The 25045-nt window shown below is 46.8% G+C and carries 23 protein-coding genes and 1 riboswitch; of the genes, 2 read left to right on the plus strand and 21 right to left on the minus strand.

The window, feature by feature from the left end; translation table 11 throughout:
* Nucleotides 1-30: 30 nt before the first annotated feature.
* Nucleotides 31-132: riboswitch (purine riboswitch) on the minus strand.
* Between the two features lie 429 nt (nt 133-561).
* The 10 genes from cydC to pdaB all read right to left on the minus strand — a co-directional run bounded on the left by cydC (nt 562) and on the right by pdaB (nt 13429).
* Nucleotides 562-2289, minus strand: a complete 1728-nt coding sequence (gene cydC / locus BMW43_RS07125; protein WP_091745212.1) for a thiol reductant ABC exporter subunit CydC — start codon at nt 2287-2289, stop codon at nt 562-564.
* Nucleotides 2286-4013: a thiol reductant ABC exporter subunit CydD gene (cydD, locus tag BMW43_RS07130; protein ID WP_091745214.1), complete on the minus strand. Its 1728-nt coding sequence runs from the start codon at nt 4011-4013 to the stop codon at nt 2286-2288. The genes cydC and cydD overlap by 4 nt, the downstream gene beginning before the upstream one ends.
* A gap of 88 nt (nt 4014-4101) precedes the next feature.
* Nucleotides 4102-5106: a cytochrome d ubiquinol oxidase subunit II gene (cydB, locus tag BMW43_RS07135; RefSeq protein ID WP_091745216.1), complete on the minus strand. Its 1005-nt coding sequence runs from the start codon at nt 5104-5106 to the stop codon at nt 4102-4104.
* A complete protein-coding gene (locus BMW43_RS07140) occupies nt 5097-6479 on the minus strand; it encodes a cytochrome ubiquinol oxidase subunit I (protein WP_091745219.1) in 1383 nt (460 codons plus the stop codon). Before BMW43_RS07140 ends, cydB begins: the two co-directional genes overlap by 10 nt.
* Before the next feature lie 329 nt (nt 6480-6808).
* Nucleotides 6809-8344 (minus strand): glutamine-hydrolyzing GMP synthase, encoded by a 1536-nt coding sequence (guaA, locus tag BMW43_RS07145; RefSeq protein WP_091745221.1) that lies wholly within the window; start codon nt 8342-8344, stop codon nt 6809-6811.
* A 208-nt stretch (nt 8345-8552) separates the two neighbouring features.
* A complete protein-coding gene (locus BMW43_RS07150; RefSeq protein WP_091745223.1) occupies nt 8553-9377 on the minus strand; it encodes an MTAP family purine nucleoside phosphorylase in 825 nt (274 codons plus the stop codon).
* Entirely contained in the window at nt 9374-10420 is a 1047-nt protein-coding gene (gene mqnC, locus BMW43_RS07155; protein ID WP_091745225.1) for a cyclic dehypoxanthinyl futalosine synthase, read from the minus strand. The genes BMW43_RS07150 and mqnC overlap by 4 nt, the downstream gene beginning before the upstream one ends.
* Complete coding sequence (locus BMW43_RS07160; RefSeq protein ID WP_091745227.1) at nt 10417-11256, minus strand: menaquinone biosynthetic enzyme MqnA/MqnD family protein; 840 nt, start codon at nt 11254-11256, stop codon at nt 10417-10419. The genes mqnC and BMW43_RS07160 overlap by 4 nt, the downstream gene beginning before the upstream one ends.
* Complete coding sequence (gene mqnE / locus BMW43_RS07165) at nt 11243-12361, minus strand: aminofutalosine synthase MqnE (RefSeq protein ID WP_091745228.1); 1119 nt, start codon at nt 12359-12361, stop codon at nt 11243-11245. The genes BMW43_RS07160 and mqnE overlap by 14 nt, the downstream gene beginning before the upstream one ends.
* Before the next feature lie 327 nt (nt 12362-12688).
* Nucleotides 12689-13429, minus strand: a complete 741-nt coding sequence (gene pdaB / locus BMW43_RS07170; RefSeq protein WP_091745230.1) for a polysaccharide deacetylase family sporulation protein PdaB — start codon at nt 13427-13429, stop codon at nt 12689-12691.
* A 367-nt stretch (nt 13430-13796) separates the two neighbouring features.
* Here pdaB and BMW43_RS21335 point away from each other — a divergent pair, with 367 nt between their 5' ends.
* A complete protein-coding gene (locus tag BMW43_RS21335; RefSeq protein ID WP_218140623.1) occupies nt 13797-14093 on the plus strand; it encodes a hypothetical protein in 297 nt (98 codons plus the stop codon).
* 460 nt (nt 14094-14553) lie between these two features.
* On the opposite strand, the gene BMW43_RS07180 is transcribed toward BMW43_RS21335, so the two are convergent.
* From BMW43_RS07180 to tsaD, 8 genes are all read right to left on the minus strand, one after another.
* Nucleotides 14554-15294: a LytR/AlgR family response regulator transcription factor gene (locus BMW43_RS07180; protein WP_177173495.1), complete on the minus strand. Its 741-nt coding sequence runs from the start codon at nt 15292-15294 to the stop codon at nt 14554-14556.
* A 119-nt stretch (nt 15295-15413) separates the two neighbouring features.
* Nucleotides 15414-16136, minus strand: coding sequence for a sensor histidine kinase (locus BMW43_RS07185; RefSeq protein ID WP_091745236.1), 723 nt, complete (start codon nt 16134-16136; stop codon nt 15414-15416).
* A 98-nt stretch (nt 16137-16234) separates the two neighbouring features.
* Nucleotides 16235-16576 carry a hypothetical protein gene (locus BMW43_RS07190; protein ID WP_091745238.1) on the minus strand — a complete coding sequence of 114 codons (342 nt, stop codon included), beginning with the start codon at nt 16574-16576 and terminating at the stop codon, nt 16235-16237.
* Nucleotides 16577-17095: 519 nt separating this feature from the next.
* The gene (gene groL / locus BMW43_RS07200; protein ID WP_091745242.1) at nt 17096-18739 is read right to left on the minus strand and encodes a chaperonin GroEL; all 1644 of its coding nucleotides are present in this window, start codon (nt 18737-18739) and stop codon (nt 17096-17098) included.
* 29 nt (nt 18740-18768) lie between these two features.
* On the minus strand, nt 18769-19053 hold the full coding sequence (groES, locus tag BMW43_RS07205; protein WP_091745243.1) for a co-chaperone GroES: 285 nt from the start codon (nt 19051-19053) through the stop codon (nt 18769-18771).
* 485 nt (nt 19054-19538) lie between these two features.
* A complete protein-coding gene (locus BMW43_RS07210) occupies nt 19539-20120 on the minus strand; it encodes an ANTAR domain-containing response regulator (protein WP_091745245.1) in 582 nt (193 codons plus the stop codon).
* A gap of 4 nt (nt 20121-20124) precedes the next feature.
* Entirely contained in the window at nt 20125-21549 is a 1425-nt protein-coding gene (locus BMW43_RS07215; protein ID WP_091745247.1) for a sensor histidine kinase, read from the minus strand.
* A gap of 319 nt (nt 21550-21868) precedes the next feature.
* Complete coding sequence (gene tsaD, locus BMW43_RS07220; protein ID WP_091745249.1) at nt 21869-22903, minus strand: tRNA (adenosine(37)-N6)-threonylcarbamoyltransferase complex transferase subunit TsaD; 1035 nt, start codon at nt 22901-22903, stop codon at nt 21869-21871.
* A 122-nt stretch (nt 22904-23025) separates the two neighbouring features.
* Between tsaD and BMW43_RS07225 the strand changes: the two genes are divergently transcribed.
* On the plus strand, nt 23026-23223 hold the full coding sequence (locus BMW43_RS07225; protein WP_091745251.1) for an alpha/beta-type small acid-soluble spore protein: 198 nt from the start codon (nt 23026-23028) through the stop codon (nt 23221-23223).
* Nucleotides 23224-23364: 141 nt separating this feature from the next.
* Here the strand turns inward: BMW43_RS07225 and rimI are convergent, their stop codons facing one another.
* The 3 genes from rimI to tsaE are packed head-to-tail and all read right to left on the minus strand — an operon-like array spanning nt 23365 to nt 24986.
* Nucleotides 23365-23814: a ribosomal protein S18-alanine N-acetyltransferase gene (gene rimI, locus BMW43_RS07230; RefSeq protein ID WP_091745253.1), complete on the minus strand. Its 450-nt coding sequence runs from the start codon at nt 23812-23814 to the stop codon at nt 23365-23367.
* A complete protein-coding gene (tsaB, locus tag BMW43_RS07235) occupies nt 23807-24517 on the minus strand; it encodes a tRNA (adenosine(37)-N6)-threonylcarbamoyltransferase complex dimerization subunit type 1 TsaB (protein ID WP_091745255.1) in 711 nt (236 codons plus the stop codon). Before tsaB ends, rimI begins: the two co-directional genes overlap by 8 nt.
* A complete protein-coding gene (gene tsaE / locus BMW43_RS07240; protein ID WP_143050582.1) occupies nt 24498-24986 on the minus strand; it encodes a tRNA (adenosine(37)-N6)-threonylcarbamoyltransferase complex ATPase subunit type 1 TsaE in 489 nt (162 codons plus the stop codon). Before tsaE ends, tsaB begins: the two co-directional genes overlap by 20 nt.
* Nucleotides 24987-25045: the final 59 nt, after the last annotated feature.

Consider the following 25045-nt stretch of genomic DNA (forward strand, 5'->3'; position numbering starts at 1 on the left):
CAAAAGAGACCTCTCCCTGTTATGCGGAACCCTAGACATACTTTCACTCGTAGTCAGGTAATTTACGGTTGCCTGGTAGATACTTTTGAGCCTTATCCTCAAATTTATACGAGCACTATTCGTTTACGCTATTATTTTAACAGTTGGTGTCAAAGCATGTCAACAAAAAATATGAACTATAAAAGTTATCTAGTTGTCAACGTTCGGATTTTACCGTCTTACCGCCTATAAGAACAACCTTATTCAACCACTAAAAAACAAAAAAGGTAAAGCCTGCTTGACGCTAAGACGTACGGTCTTAGTCTGATATAACAAACCGCTTCTTATTCACGTCAATCCAGGAAACCGCTGATTTAGTGAGCCTGTCGGCATGACGAAAGATTTTTCGTCCGGCAAGGAAATAAAACTTTGAAATAGCTCAACTACTTCAAAGTTTTACTGGCGCAGCCAAGCTAAAAAAGACAGGACACGCAGTATGAACTAACCAGGGGATTCTGGCAAAACCGAAACATAAACGACCGGATCACGAGGCAAGTCCGCCAGAAGGACCTACTCTTTATCCTACTCAAAAGGCAAACGGTCCTGTTGCAGGCACCACATTTGCCAAAACATACCCTGCTGTGCCAGCAGTTCCCGCAAAGTACCCCGCTCTACCATTTCGCCCTGATGAACAACCAGTATTTCCTCCATCATTTCAAGGCCGGTCAACTGATGGGTAATCCATAAAGAGCTGCGCTCCCGCAGGGTCTCTTGAAGTCCTGCCAGCACCCGGCTGGCTGTCAGCGTATCCAAATGGGCGAAAGGTTCATCCAGCAGCAACACCGGTGCCTCCTTCAGCAGCGCCCGCGCAATGCCAATCCGCTGCCGTTGTCCGCCCGACAACGCTTGTCCATGCTGCCCTACCGGCGTATCAACACCTTGCGGCAGCGAATCAATTAATTCGTCAAGAGCAGCCTGAGAAATAACAGCTTCCAGTTCAGCCTGACTTGCTGTCGGTTTAGCCAGCAGGATATTTTCTTTTATACTGGCGTGAAATAAATAAACCTGCTGCGGCACAACGCTAAAAATTTCCCGCACGGCTTCCGGGCTAAAATAAGTACTGTCTTTCCCGTCGAACGTGATGCTGCCCTTGTCACAGTAGCCAAACTGCAGCAGCGCAGCTATTAAACTGCTTTTCCCTGCCCCGCTTGGCCCCACCACGGCAACCGGCCGCCCCGGACGCAATGAGAAAGAAATATTTTTCAGCACCGGTGAAGCGTCCTTGCTGTAACGGAACTCAACCCGCTCTAAAGTCACGGTTCCGTTGAGCCTATCTTCATGCCGCGCCCTTCCCTGGCTGACGGCAGATTCCGGTAAGGAAAAAAGGCGTTTGGCCGCCGCGGCACTTTCCGGCAGATAGCGGCTGGCCGCCGTCAAAGGAAGAACCGCCTCAAAACCGCTTTGGACAGCAAAAACCAGAACAGCCAGATACACTCCCGGCAATTGTCCTGTTTCAACCAGCCGGACTGCCAGGTAAAGGATACACCAGACACTGCCATGCAGCGTAAACAGGCCAATAGCCTCGCTGGTTGCCTGTCCCCAGGCAATGCGGGCCTGCAAAGTTGTCAGCCGCTTGCCGGTACGGATCATTTGGCCCGTCAGCTTTTCACCGTATTGGAAGGCGGCCAGCTCAGTCATACCGGCAATTCCGTCTACAATATGCCCGTTTAGGCTGGCCCTGGTCCGCAGCAATTGACCGGCATTGCCAAGTTGCCAATAATACATCCCGGCCGGACATAAAACACCACAGATAAAAAAGGCAGCCAGCAGAACATAGAGAAAAGCGGTATCAAGCTCAGCAAACAGGCGCAAAGCCGCCAATAAGATTATACCGGCAACAGCTGGGGGCGCCAGCAGCCGCAAATAGAAATCTCTCATCGTTTCCACATCCTGCATAAGCAGGGTTAACAGTTCCCCGTTATTTCGCTGTACCTCAGCCGGTAATAACGGTTCAATTCTGGCATATACCCAGGTCCGCAACATCCCCATTAGCGAGAAAGTGGCCGAATGCGCCGTATACCTTTCCAAATAACGCAATAAAGCACGGGCTATACCAAAAAAACGTACGCCCACAATAGCGGTCGACAAGGCCGCCAACGGCGGATGCAGCGCCGCAAGCGAGATCAGATAGGCTGCCAGGGCCAACAAACCGACATTGCCGGCCACAGCCAGACAGCCCAGTAAAACAGCTAACAACATCATCGGTCCTGCCGGCTTTATATAAGTAAGTATTTTCCATAAAAATTTCATAGACTTCCCTGGAATCCGTTCAGCATAGTATAATAAGCTCCCTTTTGTTCGATGAGTTCGTGATGGGTTCCACTTTCCTGCACCTGGCCATCGGCAAGAACCACAATTTGATCGGCAGAACGAACCGTCGAAAGACGGTGCGCTATAATAAGAACCGCTTTATCCTGCATCAACCGGTCGACACTCTCGTCCAGCAATTTCTCATTATAAGGATCCAGACCGGTAGTTGCTTCATCCAGGATCAAGAGTGGAGCATTCTTCAGGAAAGCCCTGGCAAGCGCGATTCGTTTCGCTTCGCCGCCGCTCAAAGCTTGCCCGCCGTCCCCCAATACCGTATCATAACCAGCAGGCAAAGCCTGAATAAACTCATGGGCTCCGGCAGCCTGCGCCGCTGCTATAACAGCCGCCAGCGGCGCCGTTTCATCGCCCATACGAATATTATCGACCACAGAGCAGCAAAAAAGATGCGGCGTTTGCGGCACCAGGGCGATTTGTTTTTGCCATTCCAGCAGGCTGAAGTCCTGCAGCGTAACACCGTTAACCCGGATCTCCCCCTCCTGGGGCGTCAGAAAACCGAGCAATAGATTTACCAAGGTGCTTTTTCCCGCACCGCTGGGTCCGATCAGCGCCGTTCTCTCACCGGGCTTCAAATTAAAGAACACTTGTTTTAAGGCCGCTTTATCCCGGCCGGGATAGCAAAAACTTACTGCTTCTACTGCCACCGTACAGCCTGTTTCCCCGGCAAAAGTCCGGTCACCAAACTTTGCCGGCGTGAAGTCCCTGTTTAGCAAACCATAAATGCGTTCAGCCGTTGAAACTCCGGACAGGCCGGCGTGAAACTGACTGCCAAGCTGCCGCAGCGGCAGGAAAAAATCAGGTGTCAACAGCAGGACGAACAGAGCCTCTTTAAAATAAATCTGAGAATATAACAGCCTAAGGCCAATGCCGACAGCGACCAGAGCCGTGCTGATCGTCGCTACCAGTTCCAGAACCAACGCCGAGAGAAACGCAATCTTCAACACACTCAGCGTTGCAGCACTAAACCCCTGACTCATGGCGGCAATCACCTTGATTTGCTCCCTGCTGCGGCCAAACAGCTTCAATGTCGTCAGACCTTCGAGCACATCAAAAAAATGACCGCTGACCCGCGACAGATATTCCCACTGCTGTTTTGATTTCTTTTCCGCCAGTTTGCCAATCAATATCATAAATACAGGTATCAGCGGCGCCGTAATAAGCAGAATGACCATGGTAATTTTATCCCGCAGGAAAACACTGCCTAGAATAGTTAAGGGAATCAGTGCCGTTACGCATACCTGTGGTAAATACCTGGCAAAATAGGGCTCTATATTCTCAATGCCCTCCAGAAGAAGATTAGTCAGCTCCCCTGTTTGCTCAGACGCACCGGCAACAGGTCCCATGCGCAATATTTTGTCAAGCAGCCGTTGGCGCAAGTCCCGTTTAATCTCAAAAGCCAGTTGATGTCCTGCCAGTTCCAAAAACCAGCCGCTAAGCACCCGTCCGCCGGCAATAACCAGTAAAATCGACAGCCAGTCCCTCACATCCTGCAGCCTCAGCCCTTCCAAAAACACCCCGCTAATAATCCGGGACAAATAATCGGCCTGCAGGACCGCACAAACCCCGGCCGCCAGACCCAGAAGAATAATCAGTAAAAACCATCGCGTATGCTGCTGCGCTTCCCGCAGCAACCGTTTATCAATCATGGTCAACCTCCAAAACCTGCACGATAAAACAGGCTATACTCCGGTTAATCCGGCAATATAGCCTGTTTTACGTTGACAAAAGATATGCCTAATATTCTAAGCTTTTAGCCGTTACCCGCTTTCTAAATACCCAGTAGGTCCAGGCCTGATAAACCAGCACAACCGGCACCAGTAAGAGAGCCGCCACGGTCATAATTTTCAACGTATAGATGCTAGATGACGAATTATGGATAGTCAGACTCCAGGCCGGATTTAAACTGGAAACCATAAAACGAGGGAATAACCCGGCAAAAAAGGCGATAGTAGTTAGTATAATCGACAGGCTGCTTGTTGCAAATGCCCAGCCGTACTTACGCTGCCAGGCAAGAATATAACCCAGGACAAAAATAATTGCGGCTCCCCAAAAAGCGGCTGCTGCCAGCGAACTGGCAAACAAATCGGTTTTCGCGTAACTCAAGCCCAATAGTCCCAGAAAGACTACCGCCGCCGCTGCGCCGCTGCTCAGCGCGGTCTGACGGATTCGCTCCACCAGCTTGGTATCCACCTTCAAAGCAAGGTATAAGGCGCCATGAAACAAGAATACCAGCAGAAAGGTTAGTCCACCGGTCAAAGTGTACGGACTGAGTAGATCGAAAAAGTTTCCCACATAATGCATCTTCTCATCAATTGGAACACCCTGAATCAAATTGGCGACCGCCACACCCCATAACAAGGCCGGTACGGCACTGCCAATAAAAATCATCCAGTCCCAGGTGGCACGCCAGGTTCTGTTTTCATCCTTGCTGCGAAATTCAAAAGCCACACCACGCACAATCAGCGCCATAAGCAGTAAAAACAGAGCCATATAGAACCCGCTAAACAAGGTGGCATATACATGGGGGAAAGCGGCGAACAAGGCCCCACCCGCCGTAATCATCCAAACTTCATTACCGTCCCAAACAGGACCAATAGTATTGATGATAATTCGTCGTTCCGTATCATCCTTCCCTAGAAAAGGCAGCAACATACCTACGCCATAATCAAACCCTTCCAGAAAGAAAAAGCCGGAAAATAACACGGTGATCAGAATGAACCACAGTACATTCAGCTCCATAATGTCGCCTCCTTTGCCGTTCCCGCTCTGACCGGCTGCTCCTTCTCCGGCCCTTTTAACACAAACTTACGGGCCAGATATATTGCGGCAATAGCCAGCACGCCATATACCAAAGTAAAACCGGTCAGCGATATCCAAAGCTCGGTAGCCGTCACATTAGGCGAAACAGCCTGACTCACCTTCTGCAAACCGTAAACAATCCAGGGTTGACGTCCGCCTTCTGTGACAAACCAGCCGGTGGAATTGGCCAGATACGGCACCGGCAGGCTCCAAAGTACCGCCTTTAATAAGTACGCCGACGATTCCAGACGTTTCAAATACCAAGCCAAAACACTAACTACCGCCAATAGCAACATCCACATGCCTGATACGATCATGATACGGAAACACCAAAAGAGCTGTGTCACAGCCGGTATGTAATTGCCCGGCCCGTATTTATCCGTATAAAGCTGCTGCAACTCCTTGATTCCCTTTACTTCTCCCGTAAAAGAATCATGAGCTAAAACGGTTAGTGCGTAAGGCACCGCAAGTTCGGCTGGATTTTCCTGATTCTTTTCATCAATGACGGCAGCTATGGCAAAGGGAGCTGGATCAGCAGACTCCCAGAGGGCTTCCATCGAAGCCAGCTTCATCGGCTGTACCTTGGCAACATATTGTGTCTGCAGATGCCCTGTGCCCATAACCAGAAAGCCACAGAGCAAGGTACAGATTACCCCGATTTTATAAGAAGAACGGAAAAAGTCCAAATGTGTTTTTTTCAGCAAATGGTAGGCGCTGATTGCCATAACGAAAATCCCTGCCGTTACCAGTCCGGCCAGAACCGTATGGGGAAACTGATTCCATACATAAGGATTTTTAATTAAAGCCATAAAGTCCGTCATTTCGGCCCGGCCATTTTTAAGGGCATATCCAGCCGGCGACTGCATGAAAGAATTAGCCGTTAATATCCAGAAAGCCGACAAGTTGCTGGATAGCGCGACAATCCAAATACAGAGTGCATGGAGCTTCTTGGACAACCGGTCCCAGCCGAAAATCCAGATTCCCAGGAAGGTGGATTCCAGGAAAAAGGCGGTTAACGCTTCCAGTGCTAAGGGTGCGCCAAAAATATCCCCCATGAACCGAGAGTATTCCGACCAATTCATGCCAAAATGAAATTCCTGAACAATACCGGTGACGACACCTACAGAGAAGTTGACAAGAAATAATTTGCCCCAAAACTTAGCCATTTGTTTGTAAACGGGATTATTGGTCCGTACATAGGCTGTCTCCATCAATGCCACCAGAATGGACAAACCCAGTGTAAGAGGTACAAACAAAAAATGATACACCGTAGTAATACCAAACTGCCAGCGTGCTAAAAACACTTCACCCATCATTCAACCTCCTTGTACTGTTAATACTTTTACTCTAATCTCCTTTGAAAGATTTGTCAATTATTTTCCACTAATAATTATTATCGAACAAAACAACGACTCTGCCAAAAAGTACCTGCCACATTTCATAGATTTCGTTGCATCCAGCTATATTATGCTTATTTCTACAAAGCCTGCCATATTCCTTGCGTGGCAGGCGGAAGGGCAATACAAAAGAGATTGCCCGTCAGTTCTTTGATTATTCTCCTAAAACACTACATTTCTGGTACGTCCAACAAAAAAATAACCCTGCAAAGCCTTGATGCAAGGCTTCACAGGGTTTTCTTTTTTTATTCCCACTCAATTGTGGAAGGCGGTTTGGAGGTTATGTCGTACACAACCCGGTTGACACCTTTCACTTCGTTAACAATCCGGCGGGAAATGGCATCCAGCACTTCGTACGGTAACCGTACCCAGTCGGCGGTCATACCGTCCTCGCTGGATACGATCCGCAGCCCTACCGTATAGGCATAGGTGCGTTCATCACCCATGACTCCAACGCTTTTCATGGCCGGTAAAATAGCAAAGGATTGCCATACCTTACGGTATAAATCGGCCTTTTTGATCTCCTGATGCACAATGGCATCAGCTTCTCTTAAGATATCCAGACGTTCTTCGGTGATTTCACCGATAATCCGGATAGCCAGTCCCGGTCCCGGGAAAGGCTGACGCCAAACGATATCTTCCGGCAGTTCCAGCTCTCTGGCCAAAGCCCGCACTTCGTCCTTGAACAGATCACGCAACGGCTCGACAAGGGCAAACTGCATGTCTTCCGGCAAACCACCCACATTGTGATGGCTTTTAATCACCGCTGCCGTAGCCGTACCGCTTTCCACAACGTCCGGATATAAAGTGCCCTGTACCAGGAAGTCAATTTCGCCTAATTTTTCAGCTTCCGCTTCAAAAACCCGGATAAATTCTTCACCGATGATTTTACGTTTCTGTTCGGGATCAGTAACCCCTTCCACCCGTTTCATAAAGCGGTCCACCACATTGGCATAGACCAGATTCATGTGGAAACCGTCGCGGAAGGTCTTCACTACCTGTTCCGGCTCTCCCTTGCGCAAGAAACCATGGTTTACAAATACACAGGTGAGCTGATCGCCAATGGCGCGGTGAACAAGTACAGCCGCTACCGACGAATCAATGCCGCCGCTCAAAGCACACAAAACGCGCTTATTGCCAACCTGCGCCTTAATGGCCTGAATAGCCTGGTCCACAAAGGACCCCATATTCCAGTCGCCCTTACAGCCGCAAATAGTGAACAGGAAGCTTTTTAGCATCTTCATGCCTTCCGGCGTATGTACCACTTCCGGATGGAATTGCACACCATAAATGCGCTTTTGTTCATCAGCCATAGCCGCCACCGGCGTGCTCTTGGTATGGGCAGTTACGCTAAAACCGGCCGGGGCCGCTTCAATGTAGTCGCCATGGCTCATCCACACCTGCGTTTCCTTATCTGTTTCACTGAAAATACCCTGGTTCAAGTCGACATACAGCTTAGTATTGCCATATTCTCTGGTATCAGCGTGAGAGACCTTGCCTCCCAGCGTATGAGCCGTAAATTGCATCCCATAGCAGATTCCTAAAACAGGAATACCCATTTCGAATACTTTCGTGTCACAGACAGGAGCCTGCTCACTATAGACACTGGAAGGGCCTCCGGAGAAAACAATCCCCTTTGCATTCATGGCAGCCAATTTTTCAATAGGCGTATTAAAAGGCACGATCTCGCAATATACGCCGCATTCGCGAACCCGGCGGGCAATCAGCTGGCTGTATTGGCCGCCAAAATCCATAATTATTACCAATTCACTATGTTTCATAAATGTAACAATCCCTCCTACTCAATATAGTAAGCAGTTTATATTTCACCAAATGACTTATCTGAATTTCCATCTGCTACGTTGTCGTCAATTGGCGTAGCACCGCTACGCCTCATTCCTCCGCCTTGCAGACTGAAAATTCATCCGGTGTACTTTAACTGAAAGATAAACTTGTCACTACACTTAGAGCGTACTATATCATATCCGCCTACTTATTGTAAATAGTTTTTAACAAGGTTTCCTTCCTTAATTCGCTGCAGCCACAAGTCCCCTCCACCGGCATTTGACGAATGGTATCAATAAGTATCCGGCCAATCAGCGGTGCATCATCATAAAAAATATCGCCTAATTGCTGATGAGACCAATCCTTGACCACACCTTCACCGTAGTTGACAACGAAATACAGCCCGGCATAGCAGGCCCCGATTTCCCGAGCCAGATATACTTCCGGACACAGGCTCTGCCCTACAATATCGGCATGTCCCTGCAGCATGGCAATTTCCGCCGGACTTTCAAAATGACGCCCGTCGGTCACGGCATACACACCGCGCTGAAAAATACGTCCCTGGTAGTGCTGCCTCGTGTGTTCCAACAATTGCGAACGGATTTCGGAGCATAGGGAGTCACGCATAATCAGCAAATACCGTCCCTCCAGCCCGACATCCTTGCGCACTGACATGTCAATATAATCGTGAGGAATAACGAAATCACGGGGATCGAGCAGGTGGTTAACCGAACCGACTCCTCCTTCGGAAATAATCCGTTTGACCCCCGCTTCCCTGAATACCCAGAAAATTTGCCGGGAGGCGTCGGCCCGGCTGACGCCTCTGCGCCAGCCGTGCATTTTGCAGGTAAGCACCTGTTTATCATCCACACGAAACAGCCGGAATGCCGGACTTACTCCATAAGGAGTTTCAAACTCCAGATTATCGTCCAATATTGTAATGCCGTCCTCTTGCATGCCGGCCGGGAAATCACTGGACAAAGTCCCGGAACCGCCAATAATTGCAAAGCTTGCTTTTACCATATTCATAGTTTCACCTCGGAAAAATGTTTTATGATATGATAGGCCGTATCACGCTGCGCCGGCTGTTTGCCGGCCGCCCGGATCAAACCGGTCATTTTGTCGATAGACATTTGATAAGCCGTACCGGCGGCCCTGACCACATTCTCCTCCAGCATGATACTGCCCAGATCGTCCGCACCAAACGCCAGGGTTAACTGCCCGACCCGTTCGCCCTGGGTCACCCAGGAACCCTGTATGTGACGGATATTGTCCATATACAATCTGGCAATTGCCAGCGTACGCAAATATTCCCAGGCTGAAATTTTTTCACCGCCCAGCTTCGTGTTGCCCGGCTGATAGGACCACATAATAAAGGCCCGGAAGCCGCCTGTCTTTTCTTGTAAATTGCGAATCCTATCCATATGTTCTATTCGCTGGGCATAGGTTTCTCCCATGCCGATCACCATCGTTGCCGTCGTTTTCAGCCCAACCGCATGGGCCTCTTCCATTACCTGCAGCCATTCGCCGGCGCTGATTTTTTTCGGGCTAACCCTTTGCCGCACTTCATCGACAAGGATTTCCGCTCCGCCGCCCGGCAAGGAATCCAATCCCGACGCCTGCAAACGTTTTAAGGTTTCATTGAGAGATAAGCCTTCTTTTCTGGCGACATACAGCACCTCGGTAGGCGTAAAGGAATGAATGGTGATACTGTACCGCTTTTTGATTTCCTGCAAGAGACCGGTATAATAGTCGAGGCCCAAGGCAGGATTAAGACCGCCTTGCAGCATGATTTGCGTACCGCCGGCCTCTATGGTCTCACTTATTTTATCAAGAATCACCGTGGTCGGCAGCAAATAGGCCTCCTGGTGACCGGGTTGCCGGTAAAAAGCACAAAAATGACATTCACTGGCACAAACATTCGTATAATTAATATTCCTGTCTACAATGAAAGTAACTACATTATCGGGATGCAATTCTTTTCGTCTGGCATCAGCCGCCAGACCTAATGCCAGAATATCTTCCTTTTCCAATAAAGCTTGTCCCTGTTTTGCCGTCAATCGGTCCGTCATGGCCGTACCTCCGCCATTCTCAGTTCCGGCACAGCCGGCAGCAGGTCAAGTGCCTGGGCACGCCGGTAATAGGTGAGCAAAGCCTCCTCGTGCTGCGGCGTAAAGTCATAGTTCAATAGCTTTAGATAATCGGAGATTTGCCGCGCCCTGAACGGAGCGTGCCGTTCCCTGGCCGCAGCAGCTTCCTCAACATGCGTTAAGCCGTAAGCGAAGGCACCGGTTACCTGTTCATAAGCATATTGCACAAGCGTTGGATTTTCCTGGGCAAACTTACGGTTAACGACCCATACGGCATACACCATGGAAAGATTCGTCAACTTGCGCCACTCTGCTCCCATATCATAATAATAATAGCCGTCCTGCCGGTTCAGGTAGGCATGCAGCGCATCATCGCCGATAAACAGTACCGCGTCGGCCGTATCCAGTACTCCTTCCGCCAAAGAAAGTGCACTGACAGCATATTGCGGGCATAGATGATAAGCTTGCTCAAGCACAATTTTTAGCTGCACATGGGAGGTAGCCGATTTGGAAGTCAAAGCGATATGAGCGCCATCCAATTCTTCGATTGGGCGCTTGGCTACCAAAAGAATGCTTTGCAAGGCACCGGCCGCGCTAATAGACACGTTGGGCAGCAAGAAAAATTGATCAGCATGCAAGGCATACATAATGGAAGAAACCGGGCTAATATCCAGCTGACCGGCCACAATAGCCTGATTCAAGGCCGAAGGAACCTGGGGATAAATGTCCATGCCCCGGGCAAAGCCGCCCTGTGTCAGTCCATAATCCAACGGTAAGCAGTTAATAAAATTAATGTGTCCAAGTTTAGGTTTTAGCATGATCAGAGCCATCCTCTCCATATACCTTTACAGGATGGTAAAAGGTATCCCTCTCGACCGGAACATAGCCGGTTTCCCGTATCAGTGTAATTAATTCCTGTTTGGTTATTCCCTTGCGGGTAGTCGCTCCGGCAGCATGGATGATTTTCTCCTCTTGAACGGTACCGTCCAGATCATCCACTCCAAAATGCAGCGCCAGTTGGGCAACCGGCAGGCTAAGCATCATCCAGAAGGCTTTGATATGATCAAAATTATCCAATACCAATCTGGCCATGGCAATCAGTTTTAAATCTTCCCAGCAGCTCACCCTTCTTGCCTTGCCGCTCAATCCCGTATTCTCGGGATGAAAGGGAAAAGCAACAAAGGCCTGAAACCCGCCGGTCTCGTCCTGTATATCGCGCAGCGTCAGCAAATGCCTGATTCTTTGCTCTGCGGTTTCAATATGTCCGTATAACATAGTGGCATTCGTCGGGATATTCTGGCGGTGCGCTTCCTTGATGACGCCAATCCACTCTTGCGTAGTTGCCTTAGCGGGGCAAATGACCTGTCGCACGGCATCATCCAAAATTTCCGCCCCCCCGCCGGGCAGCGAATCCAGACCAGCCGCTTTTAACCGGGCAAGCACAGCCTTCACGGGTAAGCCGCTAATTTTACTGAAATGAATGATTTCCACCGGAGTAAACGCTTTTAGATGAATATGCGGCAACGTCAGTTTGACTGCGGTTATCACATCCAAATAATAACTGAACGGAGTTTCCGGATGCAGCGCGCTTACCATGTGTACCTCGGTCAGATCAGGATTTTCCCGTCCAGCAGTTTCCACCAGCCGCACGACCTCGGCAATATCCATCAAATAAGCATCGGCACTATTTTTCAGACGGGCAAATGCGCACAACGGACATTGCGATACACAAACATTAGTCAGATTTACATGCCTGTTTACATTAAAAAACACTTGGCGACCTGATCGTGATTCTTTCACCGACCGGGCCAGGTTAGCCAAATGCAGTAGATCTCCTTGCTGGTATAAAGCCATCGCTTCCTCAAAGTCCAGCCGCTTGCCAGAGATGATGTTAGCCGAAGCCGCTCTTAGCAGCGAGTTCATATAGTTGCACCTTCATTTCTGTGTTCCCTTGAAAACCATTGACTTATCCACGACCTACATCACGAATCCTTTCGTCGGGCTGCGTCAGAAAAATCTCAGAAGAGCGCTCCTTTTCCTGCGCTTCTATCCTTTTGCCAAGCGAAAAAGTCTCTCTCCCGTGCCAATGCGGTCACTAAGTCAACGGTTTCCTTGTAATTTCCAACAATACTTTTTCAGATTATGCAACTCTTTTATTTCGCCGAAGATGGCTCATTTCCTTCTAAGCTATAAAATTTGCACAGGGACAACACAAAGCGGGCAGTTCCACTGCCCGCATCAACACTTGCATCAATGCTTCAAAATCCCCTGCCCGGCATAGTTTTGCAGTAAATCGCCGACCGTCACAAAAGTGTAACCTTCCGCCTTTATCTTTTCCAGTAAAATAGGCAAGGCATCTGCCGTTTGCACCGGTGTATCGGAGGCATGCATCAGAATGATAGCACCCGGTTTAAGCCGTTTCATGACCCGTTCCACAATAACATCTCTTCCCGGATTTTTCCAGTCCAGCGAATCAACATTCCAGATAATCGTTTTATAGCCCAGTTCATCGGTAGTCTTTAATGAACTTTGGGAATAGTGCCCGTTAGGCGGACGCAACAGTACCGGTTCCACCCCGGTAACTTCTTTAATCTGAGCATGCGCTTTTTGAATATCCTCACGCACCCAGTCGGCGCTCCTATCACCATAGTTTTCATGTCGATAGCCGTGACTGCCTACCTCATGGCCGTCCGTAACGATGCGCTTTGCTACGTCCGGATACTTTGTCGCCCAGGGTCCCATAATGAAGAAAGTCGCCTTTACATTATATTGTTTCAGTGTATCCAAAATCGACGGAGTAAATTTATTGCCCCAGGAATGATCAAAAGTTAGCGCCACAACCTTTTGATCCGTCCTGGTCCCGGCAATGGCAATCGGACCGGTATGAATCAGATCGGCAACCTGAATATATACTGTACTAATCGCCAGCAATCCGACTACGCTGTAAAATAAGTGCCGGAATGTTTTAAACCGCCGCAAATCAAAAATCATCTTTTCGCCCCCTTATCCGCAAGAACCTCGCCCAATAGTACTTATGCAGCAGAGCTCTCCAATATGCCCGACAGAGTAAAAAGATCAATTCATGATCGCCACCCCTTCCTATACCTGCATAAAACTCTATACCCTAAGGACACCATACTATAAAGTACTGATTAGAAAGGAACGAACCACGATGGAACTTGTAACACTTTTGTTTTACCCGGTATATTTGCTTGTAACCTTTTCCTTCACTTTGATTTTTATTCCGAAAAAAGATTACAAAGAATATTTTATTTACGGTTTTCTATTTGGGGCACTTGGCGATGTGCTTATTGTAAGTCTGTTTCAGAACGTTCTTCAAATTATGTGGTTTAAGAATATGGGGCTGTTTGCCGCTTGGGACCAAAATTTTCTTTCTCCGGCGAGCTGGCTTACTACCGTCATGTTATTTCTTTACTTTTTTCCCCAGAAAAAAATTTTCCGTTATCCATATATTTTTACTTTTTCCTGCGCCAGCGTTGGCTATGGGCTTTTAGTAAGGAATGCAGATTTATTTGATTTCCGGCCTTGGCTTTACCCCTATGTTTCGTTTTTCGTATTTTTCCTTTGGTGGTTGTGTATCACCTGGATTTTCCTAAAAACAAGCTCTTTTTTCAATACCGAAAAAAAAGGGTAAGACATCCGTTGCCAAACCAACAGAGCCTCACGAAAGCTTTTCGCTTGCGTGAGGCTCTATCATAATGATCAATCCAACCATAAATAATAATATATTTCAATAATAGCGCGAGTCATAGCGCCTAGAATCAAGATAATTTGCCTTCCCGCCATACTCACGCTCCGCATTTCACACTCATCACCAATCCAGAAGTAATGATTATATTAATTGCAGTATAAATCTTAATTCTCATAGAAATATCGTATAAATATCGCATTTGTAAAATTTCGCAATAAATGTAATCACCGCCAGACCTAGGGAACCGCTGATTTATGAGCCTACTTCTACATTGTCCAAATTGGCAATCAAGGTTACAGACTCACTATAACAAGCCAACACATTATTACAAGAAAAAGAAGCCGCCCACAAATTAATCAATTCATGTATGAGAGCATCCGTTTGATGATTCTTTTCTATCATATCAAATCCCAATCTTCATTTTAAATTTCTGTTCTAATAGTATTGCCTTTTCCTTAGTTAGCAGAGCATCCTCTTTTATGCCTCTAAGCTTGACAATATATGTCCATCTTCCATACATCGCTATTCTGTGAATTTTACTAATTTGAATAATATAAGATTTATGACTGCGTATGAATTGGTTCTCTGGTAGTTTCGCTTCAATTTCCGAAAGCGTTTCTGTCGTATGGTATTTCCCCTGTTCAGTAATGATCGTGGTGGTTCGATCTTCACGCTGAATCAGTATAATATCATTAGGATGAACAATAGCAAGTCCTTCTTTATCCTTAATGAGGATTTCGCATCTTAGCTCTTTTTGAATAGGAGAGTATTCTTGTTCATTCGCCTGAATACGTTGCATCCTGTTAACTGTTTCTTTTAATCTCGCCATTTTAAAAGGCTTAACAAGATAGTCAAAAGCATATAGTTCAAATGCTTGTGGCATATATTTCTCAAATGCTGTTACAAAAACAATCATACATTTGGGGGTTATATCAATAATCCGCTTAGCTGCATCGAAACCGTTTTTTTTCCCCATTTCTACATCTAGAAAAACAGCATGTGGTCTATGAAGTGTAACCATTTCAACGGCTTGATCGGCATTCTCGGCTTCTCCTACTATAACCACATCTTTCATTGACTGCAGGGCCTTTTGCAGCAATATGCGCATGCCTTCCTGATCGTCAACAATTATGACATTAAACAAAACGGTGCCCCCTTTCTTTTTAGAACTTATAAGCTTTTTCATATCCTTCGTTCTATTTGATTTATATTTTTATTACACTACGTTTTATAATTAATTCAAATCACTGCAAGCATAAATCTTCACGTCTTAATTGCCGCTTTAAAGAGCTTTATGGTAAAGATCATCCCGTACTCAGCACTGGTAGCCCAAACATCCCCATAGTTTTTTAATGCTTTCTTAACAAGAAACAGACCAAGGCCATGTCCTTCTTGGTTTTTACTTGTTGTGCCTTCTCTAAACGCAGAAGCTATCTCTTCCTCATTTAAGCGCCTGCCAGTATTAGCTACCTCAAAAAAATAGCTGTGCATATCTTCAAAGATCCTTATCCAGACACATTTATCATCCGCCACCCTGGAAGTCGCTTCAAACGCATTATCAATTAAATTGCTTAAACAGCCGCATAGCTCCCACTCTTCCATCTCAATTTCAGAAAGGCTAGAACTTGCATTAACATAAAAGCGGATTCGTTTATGCTCTGCTTCATTGCTTTTAGTTTGTAGAAGAGCATTAATGGCAATCTTTTCTGTTTTGATATTATTATTTAACTGATTAATTTTACCGTAAATCTTATTGAGATAGTGGAATGCTTCCTCATACGCTTGGAGTTCAATCAAACCATATGTCACTTGCAGATGATTTAAAAAATCATGTCTTTGAGCTCTTAAATCATTATTTAGTAATTCAATATTTCGATAGGCTGTTATCTGCTGTTTATTTTGTCGCCATTTGCTAATCAAAAAGATATTTATGACTAACAGCAGCCCATTGACGCAAAGTATAAGAAACACTAAGCCAAATTCCATTATATTACCTCTTTACGTGTATAATTGATAATAGCATTTTTATCGTTAAGGGCCCCATCTACCAGAAATGAGGAAAGATTGTTTACAACTTGTTCTGGCTATAAACGCCACATCCATTTTGAATCAATTGTCCCGTTACCGCCATACCAGTTTTGCTTCATGGCTATTATCGCCCAGCCTTCTTTGAGTTTATCTTCTAAAGCGTATTTAACTCTGAAGAATTTATAGCTTAATTCTGCTTCTTTGTACTCCTGATTAATAGGACAGTTCGTTCTTTTCACCTGTTCAATATTAATAATATTTCCACCTAACAATCTAATCTTTTTTTCTATGATACTCATACGCTCATTGTAAACACTTCTAGAAGTTACTATAAGCATCCATGAGGAGATGATAACGCCACCTACAAGCGTTAAAAATAATGCTACTTGTAATTCCATTTTTAATACCCCCAAACCATATATATTATACTTTTATTAAACCACGCTTTATGATTAATTCAAGACACTTTGCCTCAAACATACACTTTAATGCTCTAATTGTCATTTTGTAGAAATAGTCTAGTGCCTCATCCGGCAAAGTCTGTAGCAGATCACCGGCCTTTTTACCGTCAGTCTTCGTTGTCGTCGGCTTACATATATCCGATATGCGCGCCTCCTCCGTCTTGCCTGACGGCAAAAATTCTCGACGCCATACTACATCTTCCTACCGGATGAGGCACTAGCTTGAAAGGGGTTCATGCAATAGCTGGCAGACTTAAGGCCAAGGAAATTTGGGAACGGCTTGGACGTTCTGATGACACAACCAGAAAAGTATATCTGCATGTCGCCAAAACAAAAGAAAGAGGCTCCTCAAGAGTTCACTGAACTCATGAGGAGCCTCTGATAAAACAAATTTTATGTGGTCAAGGCACCAATCTGAGCACCTGGCCCCTTAAACTCAAGGGGTCAAAGCACACCTTACATCATGCCGCCCATACCACCCATACCACCCATACCGCCCATAGCAGCGGCAGCGGCAGCACCGTTATCTTTTTCCGGTTTATCGGCAACCAAGGTTTCCGTAGTCAACACCATAGCAGCGATGCTGGCTGCGTTTTGCAACGCAGAACGGGTCACTTTGGCCGGGTCAACAATACCGGACTTAATCATATCAACATATTCCTCAGTCAACGCATTGAAGCCAATACCTTTACCGGCTTTTTTCACGCCTTCCACAACAACCGAGCCTTCCAAGCCGGCATTGTTAGCGATCTGACGGACAGGTTCTTCAATGGCGCGTTTCACCAGTTCCATACCGGTCTTTTCGTCGCCAATGAGGGTCAGGGAATCCAGTACAGCCTGAATATCAATGAATGTAGTACCGCCGCCTGCGACAATACCTTCTTCAACAGCAGCACGAGTAGCATTTAATGCATCTTCAATGCGCAGTTTCTTTTCTTTCAATTCTACTTCGGTAGCAGCACCTACTTGGATAACTGCTACACCGCCAGCTAATTTAGCCAGACGTTCCTGCAGTTTTTCTTTATCAAAATCGGAAGTGGTTTCTTCGATTTGTGCTTTAATTTGATTTACACGGGCTTTGATCTCGTCGGAGGAACCGGAACCGTTAACTACAGTGGTTTCTTCTTTCGAGATGCGGATCTGACGGGCCCGTCCGAGGTCGGTGATTTCCACGCTGTCCAGCTTACGGCCTAGCTCTTCGGTAATAACGCTGCCACCGGTCAGGATAGCAATGTCTTCCAGCATGGCCTTGCGGCGATCGCCAAAACCGGGGGCTTTAACAGCTACGGCTTTAAAGGTGCCACGAAGTTTATTTACTACCAGCGTAGCCAGTGCTTCACCTTCAATGTCTTCGGCAATAATGAGCAGTTCGCGGCCCTGTTGAACCACTTTTTCCAATACAGGCAGTAAATCAGCAATAGCAGTGATCTTACGGTCGGTGATTAAAATGTAAGGGTCATTCAGCACAGCTTCCATTTTATCGGCATCGGTGATCATGTAAGGAGAGATATAGCCGCGGTCAAACTGCATGCCTTCTACTACTTCCAGATCAGTGCCCATGGTCTTGGACTCTTCTACGGTAATAACACCGTCTTTACCTACTTTTTCCATAGCTTCGGCGATCAGTGTGCCGATTTCTTCATCGCCGGCGGAAATTGAAGCAACCTGAGCAATGGCATCTTTCGTTTCTACCTTTACGGCGCTTTTTCTAATTTCAGCTACGAGAGCTTCCACAGCTTTTTGGATACCTTTTTTCAGGATCATCGGATTAGCGCCTGCAGCTACGTTGCGCATGCCTTCACGAATCATAGCCTGTGCCAGCAAAGTAGCGGTTGTGGTTCCGTCACCGGCTACATCGTTGGTTTTTGTGGCAACTTCTTTAACAAGCTGAGCACCCATGTTTTCAAACGGATCTTCCAGTTCAATATCACGGGCAATGGTTACACCATCATTGGTGATAGTCGGTGCACCGAATTTTTTATCAAGAACAACATTACGGCCTTTCGGTCCTAAAGTTACTTTTACAGCATTAGCAAGCGCATTTACCCCTCTTTCGAGTGCGCGGCGTGCTTCTTCGTCAAATATAATTTGCTTTGCCATTATGTATTACCTCCCGTAATTGATTTTTATTATTCTACAACAGCGAGGATATCTCTTTCGCTGAGGATGAGATAATCCTGTCCATCAAATTTAACTTCTGTTCCGCCGTATTTAGCAAAAATGACTCTGTCGCCTTCTTTCACATCAAGCGCAACCCGTTGGCCGTTATCCAATACTTTACCGGTGCCAACAGCAATCACTTTACCTTCCTGCGGTTTTTCTTTGGCAGTGTCCGGCAATACAATGCCGCTTTTTGTTTTTTCTTCTTTTTCCACAACTTTAACAATTACTCTGTCGCCTAATGGCTTAATCATGAAAATGACCTCCCTTTATCGTGTTTGTCATTTATAATTTACTTGTTAGCACTCACTAAGGTTGAGTGCTAATTCCATAAATTATAATATATAATTTGCACAAAAAAATCAAGAGCTTTCTGGGGAAAAATCCACTTTTTTTACAACTTGGGTACAACTTTCCTGTTCTAGTACCTTGTCAGCCTTAAAACACCAGGAGAATGGTAAAGCTATTTTCACGACCCAAGACGAAAGAAGGAGGTATACCGGCAGTATGCTAACTGACGATAACGAAGGTGGCGAAAAATAGACCGCCAGTATTCACTGGATTAAGACTAACAGGATACTAGTATGGCCCCATCTGGAAAATTTATTCAAATTGCAAAAGAAACTCTCAGAGAGCCGGACCGGACTTCCCCGAGAGTTATATACTGACCGCTAAACCGGCAAACAATGCTCGCAAGGCGGCCTATGAGACAAAACCCAGCAGCAGCCTGCCGGGTTTACTACCTTTTCTTTGTAACGGACTCTACAATCGCCTCAGCCACTTCCCTTATAGATTTCCGTTTACTCATACTATACTGCTGAATACGGCGGTATGCTTCACTTTCATTCAAATTATAGGCATCCATCAGAATGCCCTTGGCCCGGTCTAAAATTTTACGGGTCTCCAGAGAGTTTTTAACGCCTTCCAGTTCCTGTTCCAATTCGGTAATTTCCCGGAACCGAGAGAGAGCAATTTCCATTGCCGGAAATAAATTTACCTCTTTGACCGGTTTGACCAGATAGGCCAATACACCTGAGTCTTTTGCCCTTTCCACTATTTCTTTCTGACTAAATGCAGTAAGCAGCAAAACCGGTGAAAGTTTTTCGTTGGAAATAACTTTTGCAGCCGCAATTCCATCCATCTCCGGCATTTTTATATCCATGATCACCAGATCGGGGCGCAGCTTTCTCACTAATTCCACCGCTTTCACCCCGTCGTTGGCTTCACCGATCACAGTATGTCCGGCTTCTTCCAGTATTTCTTTCAAATCCATGCGGATAATTGATTCATTGTCCGCTATCACGATACGCAAAGGTTGCATATGATTATTTCCCTCCTTCCACTTCGCGGGGTATGGTAATGCACGCATGAGTCCCATTATTGGCGTATAGCTGAAAACTGCCGCCAAGATCGTCTTCTATCAAGGTGCGCACAATCTGTAACCCCAGGCTGTTTGAATTTTGCGGGCTAAAGCCATCAGGCAGGCCAATACCATTATCATATATATCCACTTGATATGTTTTTTCCAACGTGGCAATATCCACACCTATCATGCCCTCGCGACGGCCGATAAAACCATGTTCAATGGAATTTTGGATTAATTCATTGATGACCAGAGCCAGACTGCTGGCTTTTTCTGAAGCCAAAATGACCGTATTCCCATTAAAAATTGTCTGCAAATTAAAATCTGGCTCCAGCATATTTTGAATCACCATATCCAAAATATTACGGGCGACTTCCGCCACATCAATAAATTCGGCATCCTGTTGCGATAAAAATTCATGCACGACAGAAATACTAAGAATGCGGTTGACACTTTCCCGCAGAGCTGCCTTAACCGGCTGCGATTTGGTACGGCGGGCTTGCAATCTAAGCAGACTGGCAATCGTTTGCAGATTGTTTTTAACCCGGTGATGGATTTCCTGAATAACAGCCGCTTTGATCAAAAGCTCTTTTTCTTTTTTCTTTATTTCTGTCACATTGGCGACAATAACAACCACCCGGGCAACCAGTCCGGCGTCACTGACAATCGGAATCACCCGTTGTACCAGCGTCATCCCGCCAGCTTCTACTTCAACCTCACTGGGTTCTTTGCTGCGAATTGCCTTTTGGACTAACCGCATATCCACATGGCGATCGTAAAAACGCCTTCCCACAATATGAGAGACACCTAAAACCTTAAAAATACTGGTAGCGGCCGAATTGGCAAAAATAATTTGTCCTTTTTCATCAATCACCAGGATACCGTCACTGGCTGAGAGCGGCCGGAACAGCTTGCGGTTAGACCTTTCCCGCAGAATTGCCTGCAACATATACGCACTTTCCACTAAAATGCCATGGCCTTCCGCCCGCACTTCATCAGAGCTGGCTTCAAAGCTGATGACCGCAATAATATCGTCATCGTTATCAAAGATCGGGTAAGTTCGCATTTCCATCCACATACCCAGCGCCCATTCACGCTGCCCGCAAATAGACTGACCGGAAACAAAGGTACGGGCAACCAGCGGTTCTTCGGCAATGTGGACGGTCGACCCCAGCAGGCTGGGCTTACGCTGAATAAAACTCGTATGAGGTTTTACCTGAGACAAAATGACAACAAAATTATTGTCACTCGCCTTAGCGTATACAGTGACCTGCGCATGAGCCAAATCTGCCATGAGTCCTATATTGGCAGTTATATTTTCTAACAATTCAATCTGCGTTGATTGCAGTGTAGTTATTTTTCTGCATATATCTCCTACTACACTCATGGCTATACAAGTACCTCCAAAAATGGTTCAAAGTATATCTATTCTACTTACCGGTTAAAAATTCCTTGTTTCCCAGGACAATTTACAACAACAAATCTCTAATTTTCATAAATATTTACTATATAAGTCCACCATAAGAAAACAATCAATGCAAACATGTTCCTTCTTCAAACGTCTAGGTGACCATAGGTGTATTTGCACAGCCCCTCCTGACGGATCTTTTTCCACCTGACGACGTCAGCAAACCCCTGAAATAGCCCCTCTATTCCTGCGGTTTTACTGCCTTGCCATATAGCACCAGGCCGACAGGCTCATTACTTCAGCGGTTCCCCAGTTTTAAAGCAGGCCGGGCGTTTAGGTGCAAATCCGCCAGATCACCCTGTAAGTAGTGGTAATAAGCACGACAGGCAATCATAGCGGCGTTATCCGTACAAAGAATGGGGTCGGGATAATATAATGCCAGTCCTGCAGCTCCGCAGGCTTCCTGAAGAGCGGTTTTGAGGGCGCTGTTAGCGGCTACGCCGCCGGCTACAACAACTTGGTTTACCTGGCACTGCCGGACGGCATGCATGGTTTTATCAACCAGTACATCGACAACAGCCGCCTGAAAGCTGGCCGCCAAATCGGCCTGCGGTATCCGTTCTCCTCTCTGTTCGGCGTTATGAATGTAATTAATAACCGCTGATTTCAAACCACTGAAGCTAAACTCGAAATTTTTCTGGCCCGTAAGGGCCCGGGGAAAGGCAATGGCCGCCGGGTTTCCCTGCTGAGCCAGCCTGTCGATGTGAGGACCACCCGGATAAGGCAGTTTAAGCACCCGGGCAATCTTGTCAAAGGCTTCCCCTGCCGCATCATCCCTGGTTTGTCCCAATAGTTCGAAGGAATGATAGTCTTTGACCTGGATTAAGGAAGTATGTCCGCCAGATACTACCAGGGCGATAAATGGTGGCTGCAAGGCAGTGTGAGATAAAAAATTGGCAAAGATATGTCCTTCCAGATGGTTTACGCCAACCAGCGGCAAATCTGCCGCAAAGGCAAGCGCCTTAGCCACGGAAACACCGACCAGTAGGGCACCAACCAGCCCTGGTCCATAGGTTACCCCGATGGCTGAAATGTCGGTTAAGCCGACTCCGGCTACAGACAACGCCTCGTCAACCACCGCCATTACATTCTCAATGTGTTTGCGGGAAGCGATTTCCGGCACAACACCGCCAAATTTTTGGTGCACCGGAATCTGCGAAGAAATAATATTTGATAATACGACCCGCCCGTCGGCAACAACAGCCGCTGATGTTTCATCACAGCTCGTTTCCAATGCCAGAGTAAGGCATCGTTGTCGTATAGTGTCACCCATATCCTGTAATCCTCCGTATTGCTATTAATTTCATGGTATCGTTCGACCGAATTTATGCCACATTAGAATCAGGCGACAATCATGCGATACAAAATCACGCCTAAAAAGGAGAGAAAGCCACTATGGCACGTTCGAGAAAACCTGTGAATCCGTCTGCAGAAAACGCTTTAGATCAGATGAAATTAGAGGTTGCGTCAGAGTTAGGAATTGCCGAACGAGTTCGCTCCCAGGGTTGGAACACAATGACTTCCGCTGATTGCGGCCGGGTAGGCGGTCACATGGTTCGCAAAATGATTGAACAATATGAATCCAAGCTGTAGTAATGTATCGGGCGGCCCTGGCCGCCCCTACATTTTTTATAGCTCAAACCCGGTAACACTCTGATTACCATCGGCATATTCTACTGTGAACAATCACCCTTTGACCACGAAAGTGGTCTTTTTTTCCATTTTCCATACATCTTATAACTTATCGCACCACATAATAATGGCATCTTCCTTGGTGTCGGTATAATAATGTTTCCGCACTCCCGCACGGCTAAATCCCAGTTTTTCATAAAGCTTTTGTGCCGCGTAATTGGAAGGCCGGACTTCCAGGGTCATTCTGGCGGCCCCCCGGCTATCAGCGGCTTCCTTTAAAGCGATTAGCAATTTCTCACCAATTCCCTTACCGCGGTATTCAGGCAAAATAGCGATGTTGGTAACATGAGCCTCATCGACAATAACCCACATCCCAGCATACCCAATTACCTGCTTTTCTACACATACGACTAAGTAATGGGTCAGTTCATTATTGCATATTTCCGACTCAAAGGCGGTTCGGGACCAAGGCGTTAAGAAAGAAGCCTGTTCGACCAAGAGTACGGCGTCAATGTCCAGCAGCCCCATTCGTCGAATGCAAGTATTACTCATTGGCGGTTCCACAACGCTTTTCCCAAAGTTCTTCGGCTTCCGACCTTCTTATATACAAAGGCTCCAGCGTAAAAGGATCGCTGATCTTTCCGTTGTCCAGCAACCGATGAGCCAACACGGCGGTACTGCCGGCCCGGGACATAATCAGATGCGGTTCGGCCAGCATAACCGGCATTCCCTTGGCCTGAATGACTTCCCGGTAAGCGGCGGCAGACTCCCCTAACAGTAATACCGGCGTATCCATAGCAGCTAATTCCTTCAGTACATCAGTAAACGCAATGACCCGCGGCGGCACTAATTCCTGCAGTTCCCGATTATGCCAGCGGTATGAGGCCTGATAGACGTTCCCCTTCTGGGCATCCAGCATCGGTGAAAGTACCACGCCGGGGACAGGACAGGCAAAGGCCAGTGCCGGTAAAGTCGGCACCCCCACAAGGGGAATTTTTAAGGCATAGGCTAGAGCCTTGGCCGTTGCCAGACCGATGCGCAGCCCGGTAAAGGAGCCCGGTCCAATACTGACAGCCACCGCCTGCAACGCATGTTTATCAACTTCCGCCATTTGCAAGACCTGGGCTATGTGAGGCATCAGTAATTCCGAATGGGTTTTCTTTGTCTGCAAAGTTAATTCGGCAATCAGCGTGTCGGCTGTTGCCAAGGCAACGCCGGACACCAAGGTCGCTGTATCAATCGCAAGAATTGGCAATATCTTTCAACCTCTCAATCCGTCTTTCGTAATTTCCACCATTTGCGGCCAGGCTAATCACCCGTTCCCCGCTTTGTTCGCCCAGACTGATGGTAATCCAGAAATTTTCTTCCGGCATATATCCATCAAACCGGTCAGGCCATTCAATAATAGCCACACCGTCAGAATGTACATTTGTATATTCATCAAAACCGATGTCGGCCAGTTCGCCGGGCTGCTCCAAACGATACAAATCGAAATGGTACAACCGTACAGGCGCATCATATACATTCATGATCGTGAAGGTTGGACTGGTGACTGCCTCCCGAATCTTGAGTCCTGCCGCAATGCCCTGTGTTAGTAGCGTTTTTCCGGCGCCGAGTGTTCCTGACAGACAAACCACGTCACCAGCTTGCAGCAATACCGCCAGTTTTTCTCCCAGCCGGTAAGTTTCTTCCGGCTTAAAAGTTTTTATTTTTATTACTACCATTATAGTAAGCTCCTGTCGTTTCTATTGTGTTATACGGCTAGTGCTCCGGCAACTTTGAA

This window comes from Propionispora vibrioides (assembly GCF_900110485.1).
In the GTDB taxonomy this organism is placed as follows: Bacteria; Bacillota; Negativicutes; order Propionisporales; family Propionisporaceae; genus Propionispora; species Propionispora vibrioides.